Below are 12,442 nucleotides of genomic sequence, written 5' to 3' on the forward strand. Positions count from 1 at the left end.
CGCCATGTCCGCAGACAATCTCACGCGCACCCAACGCGACGACCTCCGCAGCATCGCCGCGATGATCGTTCCCGCCAGCGACGAGTACAAGGTGCCCGGCGCCGACGATCCCGCGATCCAGGCAGATATGCTCGCAACGCTTGGCCGCGATACCAAATTGGTCGCGGCCGCGCTGGATGATCTGGCGCGGCTGGCAGGAGCGCCGCTCGCCGAGCTCGATGCCGCCAGGCGCGATGCGGTGGCGCAGGAGTTTCGCAAACACGGCGGCGTCGCCGCCGCGACGCTCGTCCGCGTCGTGCTGCAATGCTACTACCGCGACGACCGCGTGCTGGGTTCGCTGGGGATCGAACTGCGGGCGCCATTCCCGAAGGGCCATGTGCTTCCGGATGGGGACTGGTCGCTGCTCGACCCGGTGAAGGCGAGGGCCGGTACGCTCAGGCGGGCGCCCTAGCCATCTGGGCAGTCCAGCCCTGCGCGCCCGGCTGGCACCTTGCGCGGCCGGGCATAGGCCACCATCTGTGTGAGCCTTCAAGGACTCTTGCCATGCTGGATTTCACCTCAGATATCGTCGATGACGCCGCGTCATCGCGAACGACGGCATCTGCGCCGGCCGATGACCGGGCTTTGCTGGACGCCTATTCCAATGCCGTGATCGATGTGACCGACCGGGTCGGCCCCGCGGTCGTGCGTGTCGAGACCGGACCGAAAGTGCCGAACGGCCGTGAGCGCGGCGGACTCGGCTCGGGCATCGTGATCTCGCCTGATGGCCTCGTCCTCACCAACAGCCACGTGGTCGGCACGTCGAAGGAGATCCGGCTGCGCGACGTCGAGGGCCATGTCGGCGAGGCCCAGGTGCTCGGCGTCGATCCCGACACCGACCTCGCGTTGCTGCGCGCCAATGGCGTGCGCGACTTACCCTATGCCGCGCTCGGCAACTCCAAGACCTTGCGCCGCGGGCAGCTCGTGATCGCGATCGGCAATCCGCTCGGCTTCGAATCGACCGTGACTGCCGGCGTGGTCTCGGCGCTCGGCCGCTCGATCCGCTCGGTCAGCGGCCGCACCATCGAGGACGTGATCCAGACCGATGCCGCGCTCAACCCCGGCAATTCCGGCGGCCCGCTGCTGTCGTCGAATGCCGAGGTGATCGGCATCAACACCGCCATCATCAACGGCGCGCAAGGCATCTGCTTCGCGGTCGCCAGCAATACCGCGCAATTCGTGCTGTCGGAGATCATCCGCCACGGCTATGTCCGCCGCGCCTATATCGGCGTCGCCGGACAGACCGCGCCGGTGCCGCGGCGGCATGCGGTGCTGGCCGGCATCGAAAACAAGATGGGCGCGCTGCTCGCGCAGATCGAGCCGGACGGTCCGGCGGCGAAGGCGGGACTGTTGCCCGGCGACGTCGTGATCAGGCTCGACGGCGTCGAGATCAACGGCGTCGACGATCTGATCCGCGTGCTCGATCGCGACCGGATCGGCCGGCGGCTCGCCATGGATGTGCTGCGGCTCGGCCGCCTGCGGGCGATCGACATCGATCCGATCGAGCGGAAGCCTGCGCGCTAGCGTCGGCCCCTCCGGGCGAGGTATGACGGTGTCATGCCTCGTCCCCGGAAACCCGCCGCATGATGCCGGCGCATGAGACCTACGACGTCATTGTCATCGGCGCCGGTGCCGGTGGCATGACGGCGGCGGCCGTTGCCGCTGCGCAGGGCCTGCGCGTGCTGGTGATCGAGAAGACCGCGTTTGTCGGCGGCACCACCGCCCGGTCTGGCGGCATGGTCTGGATCCCCGCCAATGCCAGGATGAAGGAGGCCGGGCTCTCCGACAGCGTCGCGGATGCCGTCCAATATCTGTCGAGCACGGTGCCCGAGCCCGCCAATGCCGGTCTGCGTGCCGCCTTCCTCGCGCGCGGGCCCGAGGCGATCGCCTATCTCGAAGCCAACACGGAAGTTCGCCTCCAGCCGGTGAAGACCTGGCCGGATTGTTATCCGGAGCGGCTGGGCGCAACGTCTGGCGGCCGCGTGCTGGAGCCGGCTGCTTTCGATGGCACGCGGCTCGGCGCCGCTTTTGCGCGATTGCGGCCACCGCTGCCGGAGTTCACCCTGTTCGGCGGGATGATGGTCGATCCACTCGACGTTCCGCATTTGCGCAGCGTTGGAAAATCGCTGCGCTCGACCATGCGCGCGGCGCGGCTGGTCTCTCGATATGCGCTGCAGCGGCTGCGCAGCCCGCGCGGAACGTCGCTGCATCTCGGCAACGCACTTGCCGCGCAGCTCTATGCTTCGCTGCTGGCGCGGCAGGTCGAAGTTCTCTTCAGCGCCGACGTCGAAGACCTCTCGATGCAGGGCGAACGCGTCAGCGGCGTGGTGATCCGTCATGGCTCCCGCGACCGGCCGATCGCAGCGCGCCGGGGCGTGGTGCTGGCGACCGGCGGCTTTTCGCACGATTCGAGCTTGCGCAAGCGCTTCTTCCCGGCGGCGGCTGGATTTGTCTCGGCGACCAACCCCTCCAGCACCGGCGACGGACTTCGGCTCGCGGCAACGACTGGTGCCGCGCTCAATACGGACGCGACCAGCCCGGCCTATTGGGTGCCGGCCTCGCTGTTCCGCCGCGCCGACGGCAGCCGCGGCGTGTTCCCGCACCTTGTGACCGACCGCGCCAAGCCCGGTGTGATCGCCGTCAACGCGGCGGGCCGGCGCTTCGTCAACGAGGCGCTGTCCCACCATGAATTCGTGCTCGCTATGCTCCGTCATGGCAATGGCGAGCCGGACCGGCCGTTCTATTTGATCTGCGACCGCCGGTTCCTGTGGGCTTACGGCCTCGGCCGCATCAAGCCGTTCACGCGCAGCTATCGGCGCTATGTGGCGAGCGGCGAGTTGGTCGAGGCGCCTGATATCGCGGCGCTCGCGGCGAAGATCGGCGTCCAGCCGCCGGTGCTGGCGGCGACGGTCGCGAGCTACAACGAAGGCGCGAAGGAGGGGCGCGATGGCGAATTCGGCCGCGGCAGCACCATCTACCAGCGCCATCTCGGCGATATCAGCCACAAGCCCAATCCCTGCGTTGCGCCGATCGTCCGCGCGCCGTTGTTCGCGATGCGCATCCATCCGGCTGATCTCGGCACGGCCATCGGCATGAAGGTCGATGCGCAAGCCCGTGTGCTGCGCGAGGACGGCACGCCGATCGCCGGCCTCTACGCCTGCGGCAACGACATGGGCTCGATCATGAACGGCAATTATCCGGCGCCGGGGATCACGTTAGGGCCGGCGCTGACGTTCGGGTATATTGCGGGGCGGCACCTGGCGGAGGGGGCGATGATAGCGCCGAGTGCTGCGAAGGCGGTTGTCTGAGGAGCGCACCCGCTATATCCGCGCCATTGCGAGCGTAGCGACTTGTCCGCCGAAGCCTTGGCGAAGGCGGAAGCAATCCAGAATCCTTCGTGGAGGCAGTCTGGATTGTTTCGTCGCATCAGCGCAAAATTGCTGCGCAATTTTGTCGCGAGCTCCTCGCAATGACGCGTGGAGAGAGCTTGCGTCCTCACCGCTACTCCGCCGCCGCCGCAAAACGGCTGTTCTCCAGCTCCGCCTCCAGCCGCGCCGTCTCGGCCGCTGCCAGCTTGATATTGGCCTCCTTGACATGACCGAAGCCGCGGATCGTCTCCGGCACGCGGGCGAGGCGCGCCAGCAGCGGGAGTTGCTCCGCCTTCAGCCCGGCGATCCGCTGATCGATCATCGCCAGATAATCCGCCATCAACTTCCGCTCGGTCCGGCGCTCCTCGGTGCGGCCGAACGGATCGAGCGCGCTGCCACGCAGGAATTTCAGCTTGGCGAGAACGCGGAAGGCATGGATCATCCAGCCGCCGAACTCCTGCTTCTGCAGCCGGCCTGTCGTCTTGTCGCGCTTCGCGAAGATCGGCGGCGCCAGATGGTATTTCAGGGTGAAGTCGCCGTCGAATTTTTCGGACAGCTTGTTAGCAAAGCTGCCGTCGGTGTAGAGCCGCGCGACCTCGTACTCATCCTTGTAGGACATCAGCTTGAACAGGTTTTTCGCGACGGCCTCGGTCAGCTCGGTTGACGCTGGCGAAGCCGCACTCTCGGCTTGGCGCACCTTGGCAACAGCCGCGAGGTAGCGGCCGGCATAGGCTTTGTCCTGATAGCTGGTCAAGAACGCCGCGCGGGTGGCGATGATGTCGTTGAGCGACTTCACGGGCGCGGATGCACGGCTCTTGAACTGGAGCACGCTGCGCACCCGCGACATGTCGTGGGCGGCCAGGCGCCCCCAGGTGAAGGCGAGCTTGTTCATCTCGATCGCGGCGCCGTTGATTTCGATGGCGCGCAGCAGTGCTTCGAGCGACAGCGGGATCGCGCCCTTCTGGAAGGCAAAGCCGAGCATGAAGGGGTTGGTCGCGATGCTGTCGCCCAACAGCGCGGCGGCAATGCCGGTGGCATCGATGATATCGAGGTTCTTGTCTCCGACGGCGTCGCGCAGCACCGTCTGCATCGTGCCCATCTCGAAGTCGAGATCGGGATTTTGCACGAAGCTCGCGGTCGGCTGCAGATCGGCGTTGATATAGGCTTTGGTCACGCCGCGTTCGGCGCGGCTGAGCGCGGTGGGGCCGGCCGAGACGATCATGTCGCAGCCGAGGATCACGTCGGCGCCGCCCGTGGTGATGCGGACCGCGGAGATATCCTCCGGCCTCCGTGCGATGCGGACATGGCTCATCACGGCACCGTTCTTTTGCGACAGGCCGGTGAAGTCGAGCGCCGAGCAGCCGCGGCCGTCGACATGGGCGGCCATGCCGAGCAGCGCGCCGATGGTGATGACGCCGGTGCCGCCGATGCCGGTGACGAGGATGTTGTAGGGCGCGTCCAGCTCGCGTGCGGGCGGCAGCGGCAGGTCGGCGAAGAGCTGGCCTGAATCGACGGCCGAAGTCTTCATGCGCTTGAGCGAACCGCCATGGACGGTCACGAAACTTGGGCAGAAACCCTCGACGCAGGAAAAGTCCTTGTTGCAGTTCGACTGGTCGATCTGGCGCTTGCGGCCGAACTCGGTCTCGAGCGGTTGCACCGAGACGCAGTTGGAGGCCTGCGAACAGTCGCCGCAGCCTTCGCAGACCAGCTCATTGATGAAGGCGCGCTTGGCGGGATCGGGATAGAGCCCGCGCTTGCGGCGGCGGCGCTTTTCCGCCGCGCAGGTCTGGTCGTAGATGATGACCGTGAGACCCTTGATGTCGCGCAGGTCGCGCTGCACGGCATCGAGTTCGCGGCGATGGTGGATGGTCGCGCCTTGCGGGAAGTAGTTTCCTTGCGGGTACTTGCCCGGATCGTCCGAGACGATCGCCAGGCGCTTGACGCCCTCGGCCCAGACCTGATGCGCGATCTGCGCGACATTAAAGGCGCCTTCGGCGGGCTGGCCGCCGGTCATCGCGACGGCGTCGTTGTAGAGGATCTTGTAGGTGATGTTGATGCCGGCGGCGGAGGCGGCGCGAAGGGCGAGAAGCCCGGAATGGGTGTAGGTGCCGTCGCCGAGATTCTGGAAGATGTGCTTCTCGCTGGTGAAGGGCGATTGCCCGATCCAGTTCACGCCCTCGGCGCCCATATGCGAGATCAGATCGGTGCGGCGGGTCGGCATGCTCAGGGCCATGCCGTGGCAGCCGATGCCGGCCATGGCGCGGCTGCCTTCGGGCACGCGCGTCGAGGTGTTGTGCGGGCAGCCTGAGCAGAAGAACGGCGTGCGCGCGAGCTTGATCTGCGTGTTGGCGGTGACCGGATTGTCGAAGGCCTCCAGCCGCGCGAGCCGCTGCTCCAGCACCGGGCTGTGATGGCCGAGCTTGCGCAGCCGTGCCACCAGCGCGCCCGCGACGATGGTCGGCGTCAGTTCGCCTTCGCTCGGCAGCAGTGGCGCGCCGCGCTCGTCGCGTTTTCCAGTGACGGTCGGGCGTCTGGACGCATCGATATTGTAGAGGATGCGCATCAGCTGGTCTTCGATGAATCCGCGCTTCTCCTCGACCACGAGCACGTCTTGCAGACCCTCGGCGAAACGCTTGGCGCCGCTCTCCTCCAGCGGCCAGGTCAGCGCGACCTTGTAGATGCGAAGGCCCAGATCCTGCGCGTCCTTGTCGGTGATGCCGAGATCAGCCAGCGCCTGGCGCAGATCGAGATAGGCCTTGCCGGTCGCGACGATGCCGAGCCGCGCCGGCTTTGATTCGAGCACGATGCGGTCGAGCTGGTTGGCGCGCGCGAAGGCCTGCACTGCGGCCATTTTCGGGCCGAACAGGCGCCGCTCCGCCTCCAGCGGCGGATCGGGCCAGCGGATGTTGAGGCCGCCGGGTGGCATCTCGAAATCGTCGGGCAGCACGATCCTGATGCGTTCAGGGTCGCTGTCGATCGACGCCGAGCTTTCCACGGTCTCGCTGATCGCCTTGAAGCCGACCCAGCAGCCGGAGAAGCGCGACAGCGCGAACCCATAGAGACCGAGATCGAGATAATCCTGCAGCGTCGCCGGATTGATTACGGGGATCAGCGCCGCCGCGAACACCTGCTCGCTCTGATGCGCCAGCGTCGAGGACTGGCAGCCATGGTCGTCGCCGGCCAGCGCGAGCACTCCGCCATTGAGTGACGTGCCGGCCGCATTGGCGTGCTTGAGCGCATCGACCGAGCGATCGACGCCGGGGCCCTTGCCGTACCAGATGCCGAACACGCCATCGACCTTGGCGCCGGGAAACAGCCCGACCTGCTGGCTGCCCCAGACCGCGGTTGCAGCCAGATCCTCGTTCAGGCCAGGGACGAAGGCGATGTCGTGCTGTTGGAGGTGCGACTTCGCGCGCCACAACGCGTGGTCGTACATGCCGAGCGGGGAGCCGCGATAGCCGGAGATGAATCCGCCGGTGTTGAGACCCTGGAGCCGGTCGCGTTCGCGCTGCAACATCGGCAAGCGAACCAGAGCCTGTGTACCGGACAGGAAGATCCGCTTCGATTCGAGCCGGTATTTGTCGTCCAGCTCGACCTGCAACAGCGTCATGTCGGGGATCCTTGTTGTCCTGGTCCGGCGAGGGATTTTGCGCCGCGGGAGATTTGCGGCCTTGCGAAGCGGAAGCTCGCAGTCAAGAGCATGGGCCGGCGAAGTCAATATCGCTGGCCGCATCCGTGGCGCTCCTGCTAGTCATGGCTTCCAGTGGAGAACATCATGGCTGCAAAGGCATTCGACACCGAGATCACAGCGACGGCTGAGGCCCTGATCGGGCCGTGGCGCCAGCCGCGTCAGATGCTGCAAGCGCAAACCTACGACGCGCACGCGTCCATTCACGACGACGCCACCGCGCAGAAGCTCGGCTTCAAGGGCGGTACCATCGAGGGCCCGACGCATTTCAGCCAGTTCGCCCCGCTCGGCGCGCAGCTGTGGGGACGCGTCTGGTTCGAGACCGGCTGCCTGTCCGCGCATTATCGCAGCGTCTGCTATGAGGGTGAGGAGGTGCAAGCGATCCTGTCGAAGCCACTGCCCGGGACGAGCCAGTGCCAGATTCAAATGGTCAAGCGCGATGGCACGGAGGTGCTGCGCGGCACGGCCTCCGTCGGCGAACCGCACGCCGCGACCGCGCTGGAGGCGCGCCTCGCCGAGCTCAAGCCGCTCGCCGATCCCGTCATCCTGCGCGACGTCAAGGTGGCACAGACCGGCAAGCGGCAGACGGTCCGCATGGCGTTTGATCAAACCATGGGCGACCTTTATCCCTTCTCGCTGCGGCAGAAGCTCGCCGTCATCACCGAAAACTCGCCGTACTATTCGGGCGTCGACAACCCCTGGGGCAGACCGATCATCCCGATAGAGATGCTGAGCGTGCTGTTCCAGTATCGCTCGAAGGACGATCCGCTCCCGGCCAGGGGCCCGGCCGTCGGCCTGTTCGCCGATCAGGAGATCCGTCTGATCAAGGGCCCGCTCTTCGTCGACGAGGACTACGAAGTCGAGCGCGAGGTAGTCGCGCTCTCCGGCAGCCGCCGCACCGAAAGCGCCTGGGTCAGGACGCGCGTGTTCGACACGGCGGGCACGATGGTGGCCACCATGCTGCTGAACATGGCGACGATGAAGGACTCCTATGCGCCGTACGAGGAAGAGTATCGGCAGCTGTATGGGGCGGGACGGTAGCGCCACTCCTGTCATTCCCGAGCGCGCGTAGCGCGAGTCCGGAATCCATCTCGCCTCGCGTACTGCCGCCCAGTGGATTCCGGGCTCGACGCTTCGCGTCGCCCCGGAATGAGGGCGGAGGCCGCCCATCCTCTAGGCAAATGCCCGCCGCGAAGCCGTCGCACAGGGAATATGCAGACGCCGATCGCCGACGTAACCTTCTGACCACACAACGAATTCCCTCGCGTCCGGCGCGCCATCGCAATTGTACACAATGGCACGGCGCTTGCAGAACTCCGGCAAAGAGAGTTCTCGCGAGGGGCGGGCGTCATGCTGGACTCGAGCAAGCCGACATTGGGCGTCATCAACGCCGAGCCCGAGCCGATCAAGCTCGACTGGCCGAGCACCGCGCTTCTCATCATCGACATGCAGCGCGACTTCATGGAGCCCGGCGGCTTTGGCGAGACGCTCGGCAACGACGTCAGCCAGCTCGCGCGCGCGGTGAAGCCGATCGGCGCGGTGCTGACGGCGGCGCGGGACACCGGCATGCTGGTGATCCACACCCGCGAGGGCCATCTGCCCGATCTCTCCGACGCGCCGCCGGCGAAAGTCGAGCGCGGCGCGCCGAGCCTGCGCATTGGCGATCCCGGCCCGATGGGCCGCATCCTCATCCGCGGCGAAGCGGGCCACGACATCATTCCTGAGCTCTACCCGCTCGACAGCGAGATCGTGATCGACAAGCCCGGCAAGGGCGCGTTCTACGCCACCGAGCTTGGCGACGTGCTGGAGAAATACGGCATCGAGAATCTGCTGGTGTGCGGCGTCACCACCGAAGTGTGCGTCAACACCACGGTGCGCGAGGCCAATGACCGCGGCTACCGCTGCGTCGTCATGTCGGACGGCTGCGCGTCCTACTTCCCCGAGTTTCACGAGATGGGCCTGAAGATGATCAAGGCCCAGGGCGGCATCTTCGGCTGGGTCGCAACCTCGGCCGCGATCCTGGAGGCAATGAACGTTTCGACCACATAGGGGTGACATCATGAGCACATTGACGGGGACGGCCGGCAGTTCTGATCTGAACAAGTCCGCTTTCAAGCCGGCACTATGGACATCGGGCGACTGGAATGCGTTTTTCGGCTTCGGCACCAACATCCTCGTCAACATGCTGGTGCTCACGGGCCTGTTGCGCTTCGTCCTGAAGATGCCTGATAGTCTGGTGTTCGGCCGCATCCTCCCCGCGCTCGGGCTGATGATGTGCCTCTCGACCTTCTACTACGCCTACCTCGCCTATCGTCTGGCACAGAAGACCGGCCGCAACGACGTCTGCGCGTTGCCCTCGGGCGTCAGCGTGCCGCACATGTTCATCGTCACCTTCGTGATCATGCTGCCGATCACGCTGAAAACCGGCGACCCGCTCAAGGGCTGGTCGGCGGGCTTGGTCTGGGTGTTCTTCCAAAGCTTCATCCTCATGATCGGCGGCTTCATCGCGCCGTTCATCCGCAAGATCACGCCGCGCGCGGCGCTGCTCGGCACGCTCGCCGGCGTCTCCGTCACCTTCATCTCGATGCGTCCGGCGCTGGAAATGTACATGACGCCGCAGATCGGCCTCGTCTGCTTCGCCATCATCTTGGTGAGTTGGTTCGGCGGCGTGAAATATCCGCGCGGTATTCCCGCCGGTCTTGTCGCGATTGCCGTCGGCATGATCATCGCATGGGGCTCGAACCTGTTCGGGCTCGGTCTCGGTGGACTAAGCGTCAAGGGTGTCGGCGATGCCTTTGCCAATTTCGGCTTCTCGGTGCCGCTCCCCGCCGTAGGCTACGTCTTTTCCGGCTTCGAATTCCTTGGCATCATCCTCGTCACCGCCATTCCGTTCGGCATCTACGACCTCGTCGAAGCCATGGACAATGTCGAGAGCGCGGAAGCCGCCGGCGACGAATATCCGACCACGCGGGTGCTCACGGCCGACGGCGTCGTCAGCCTGATCGGTTGCCTGATGGGCAATCCCTTCATCAACGCCGTCTATATCGGCCATCCCGGCTGGAAGGCGATGGGCGGCCGCATCGGTTACTCCGCGGCAACCGGCATCATGGTGATCGTGCTGGCCTGGTTCGGCATCATCTCGGTGCTGCTGGCGCTGGTGCCCGTGGTCGCGATCTCGCCCATCCTGCTCTATATCGGCATGCTGATCGGCGCGCAGGCGTTCCAGACCACGCCGGTCAAGCACGCCCCCGCGATCGTGCTGGCGCTGACGCCGCATCTGGCCGCCTGGGCCAAGCTGCAGATCGACACGATGCTCGGCTCGACCATGAATGCGGCGGCAACCGTCGGCGGCATGGCCGCCGACAAGGCGGACGCGGTGAAGGCTGCCGCGATCGCAGCGTTGCCGCAGCAGGGCGTGTTCTACCACGGGCTCGAAGTCATGGGCGGCGGCTCCATCCTCGGCGGCCTCATCCTGGGCGCGATCGGCGTCTTCATCATCGAGCGCGACTTCGAGAAGGCATCAGGCTTCGCGCTGGTCGGTGCGGTCCTGACCTATTTCGGCTTCATGCATGGCGAGGCCGTCGGCATTGGCGGTGGATTCGGTGTCACGCCCGCTGTCGCGCTGGCCTACGCTGCGATGGCCGCCGGCCTGTTCGCGGCCGGCAAGCTCGGCGCCAGCGAACACTATGCCGCGCATCCGGAGATGTCGGCCGCGCCGGCGGAGTAGGTAACGGCGCGGACTTCCGTAAGGCGGCCGGCCTATGCCGGCCGCTTTTGTTTCAGGGCCGCACGGCCGGCGTTTCCATCGGCAAGCCGCGCGCCCGCGACATCAGATAAAGCTCGAGCGCGACCAGCTCGGGCGAGCCGTAATCATAGGCCTGGGCGCGGACGCCGCTCATGCAGCTGCGCAGCCGCCGCTCCAGCGATCCCAGCGTTTGCCATTCGAGGCGGTAGAGCGGATAGCCGGTCGGCTGTCCTTGCGTGATCGGCGCGCCCGCAAGGCGCTTGTCGAAATTGTCGTCGTGGCAATTGGTGCAGGCGAGGTTGAGTTGGCCCTCCCGCTGCATGAAGAGGTCGCGGCCTTGCGCCACGAAGGGCTTTGCTTGCGGATCGTCGCCGGCGGTGATCGCGACACCGCGCGATTGATGGGCAACGAAGGCGGACAGCGCCAGGAGGTCGCGGCTCTCGTAAGGCAGTGGCGACGCCTGCTGATGATTGGCGCGGCAGAGATTGATGCGCTGGTCGAGCGTGACGGGGCGACTGAGCGTCTTGTCGATGGCCGGATAGCGCGCAGCGACGCCCTTCATGCTGCTGTGCGCATCGCCATGGCAATCCGCGCAGGCTTTCTCCGCGCTGCCGGACTTCTTCGTCCAGAGCTGTTCGCCGTCGAGCACGAATAGCATGCCAGGATTGGAGGTGTCGTCATCCTGCATGGAGCGCGTGTCCGGGCCCATGAACGAGTAGCCGGACCGGCGCGCATCGGGCGGGATTTCACCGGCGAGCAGGGCTGGGGCCGCGGCGAACAAGGCCGCTGCTGCTATCGCGTGCCAAACGCTCATTCGACAGTGATCGACGCCGACGCAGTGGACGAATAGCCGTTGTCGCCGATCCATTCGAATTCGAACTTGCCGCTTTCCCTGGCGACCGTGAAGAACGACAGATAAGGATTGGCTGCGATCGCCGGAAACAGGTCGGCGCGAAAGACCTCGGCGCCATTGTAGCGGCAGGTGAAGCTCGTGATGATGTCGCGCGGCACCAGCTTGCCGTCCACGGTGTGGCGGAAGCCCGTCTCCATGATGTGCGAGGTCAGCGTGCGGATCTCGATGACGTCGCCGCGCTTGGCCTTCGCGGGAACGTTGATGAGCGCGGCCATCAGTTCATCTCCTCGGTGCAGGCGGCCAGCGTCACGACCACGTCGACGGCGACCTGCCAGAACGTGTCGTCGGACAGGCGCGCGATCGCAACCACCTTCTGGGTGTCTGCGAGGCGGATGCGGGTCGCGACCTGGGCGCGGCCGCAGGAGGGGCCGAGATAGAAATTGCCGATGTTCGGCTGCGGGTTCTTCTCGTTGAAGATGTGGATGCTCTTGACGTGGTCGTCAGCGGTCATCGGGCTTGCAACGCTCACCATCATCGGCACGGTGTTGCCGTTCTCGACCAGCGGCGGAATGTCGAGCTTCACCCTGCCGGTGCGAATCGGCGCTTCGCCGACGACGTTGCGGATCGCGGTATTGAGCATCGCTGGGGTCGCGTGAAGCGGACGCAGGGTGACGATCGGGATCGTGCCGGCGGCAGTGACGCCTCCGGCGAGGCTCAAGAATTGTCGTCGCGTGGTTGGCATGAACAGT

The 12,442-nt window shown here is 66.0% G+C and carries 10 protein-coding genes; 6 read left to right on the forward strand and 4 right to left on the reverse strand.

The window, feature by feature from the left end; genetic code table 11:
• Positions 1-4 precede the first annotated feature (4 nt).
• The 3 genes from XI03_RS13950 (at position 5) to XI03_RS13960 (ending at position 3,347) form a co-directional block, all read left to right on the forward strand.
• Positions 5-451 (forward strand): hypothetical protein, encoded by a 447-nt coding sequence (locus XI03_RS13950; protein ID WP_038946952.1) that lies wholly within the window; start codon positions 5-7, stop codon positions 449-451.
• Between the two features lie 92 nt (positions 452-543).
• Positions 544-1,563, forward strand: coding sequence for a S1C family serine protease (locus XI03_RS13955; protein WP_212476180.1), 1,020 nt, complete (start codon positions 544-546; stop codon positions 1,561-1,563).
• A gap of 59 nt (positions 1,564-1,622) precedes the next feature.
• Positions 1,623-3,347 (forward strand): FAD-dependent oxidoreductase, encoded by a 1,725-nt coding sequence (locus XI03_RS13960; protein WP_271592447.1) that lies wholly within the window; start codon positions 1,623-1,625, stop codon positions 3,345-3,347.
• A gap of 193 nt (positions 3,348-3,540) precedes the next feature.
• On the opposite strand, the gene XI03_RS13965 is transcribed toward XI03_RS13960, so the two are convergent.
• Positions 3,541-7,017: an indolepyruvate ferredoxin oxidoreductase family protein gene (locus tag XI03_RS13965; protein WP_271592448.1), complete on the reverse strand. Its 3,477-nt coding sequence runs from the start codon at positions 7,015-7,017 to the stop codon at positions 3,541-3,543.
• A gap of 165 nt (positions 7,018-7,182) precedes the next feature.
• Between XI03_RS13965 and XI03_RS13970 the strand changes: the two genes are divergently transcribed.
• From XI03_RS13970 to XI03_RS13980, 3 genes are all read left to right on the forward strand, one after another.
• Positions 7,183-8,136: a hypothetical protein gene (locus tag XI03_RS13970; RefSeq protein WP_271592449.1), complete on the forward strand. Its 954-nt coding sequence runs from the start codon at positions 7,183-7,185 to the stop codon at positions 8,134-8,136.
• Positions 8,137-8,445: 309 nt separating this feature from the next.
• The gene (locus XI03_RS13975; protein WP_271592450.1) at positions 8,446-9,144 is read left to right on the forward strand and encodes a cysteine hydrolase family protein; all 699 of its coding nucleotides are present in this window, start codon (positions 8,446-8,448) and stop codon (positions 9,142-9,144) included.
• A 10-nt stretch (positions 9,145-9,154) separates the two neighbouring features.
• Positions 9,155-10,822: a regulator gene (locus XI03_RS13980; protein ID WP_271592451.1), complete on the forward strand. Its 1,668-nt coding sequence runs from the start codon at positions 9,155-9,157 to the stop codon at positions 10,820-10,822.
• A gap of 52 nt (positions 10,823-10,874) precedes the next feature.
• Here the strand turns inward: XI03_RS13980 and soxA are convergent, their stop codons facing one another.
• From soxA to XI03_RS13995, 3 genes are read right to left on the reverse strand one after another with little or no spacing between them, the layout of a single operon-like run.
• Entirely contained in the window at positions 10,875-11,654 is a 780-nt protein-coding gene (gene soxA, locus XI03_RS13985; RefSeq protein ID WP_271592452.1) for a sulfur oxidation c-type cytochrome SoxA, read from the reverse strand.
• Positions 11,651-11,968 (reverse strand): thiosulfate oxidation carrier complex protein SoxZ, encoded by a 318-nt coding sequence (gene soxZ / locus XI03_RS13990; protein WP_212429097.1) that lies wholly within the window; start codon positions 11,966-11,968, stop codon positions 11,651-11,653. Before soxZ ends, soxA begins: the two co-directional genes overlap by 4 nt.
• Positions 11,968-12,435: a SoxY-related AACIE arm protein gene (locus tag XI03_RS13995; protein ID WP_028143118.1), complete on the reverse strand. Its 468-nt coding sequence runs from the start codon at positions 12,433-12,435 to the stop codon at positions 11,968-11,970. The genes soxZ and XI03_RS13995 overlap by 1 nt, the downstream gene beginning before the upstream one ends.
• Between the last annotated feature and the right edge of the window lie 7 nt (positions 12,436-12,442).

Source organism: Bradyrhizobium sp. CCBAU 65884 (assembly GCF_028128835.1).
Classification (GTDB): domain Bacteria; phylum Pseudomonadota; class Alphaproteobacteria; order Rhizobiales; family Xanthobacteraceae; genus Bradyrhizobium; species Bradyrhizobium ottawaense.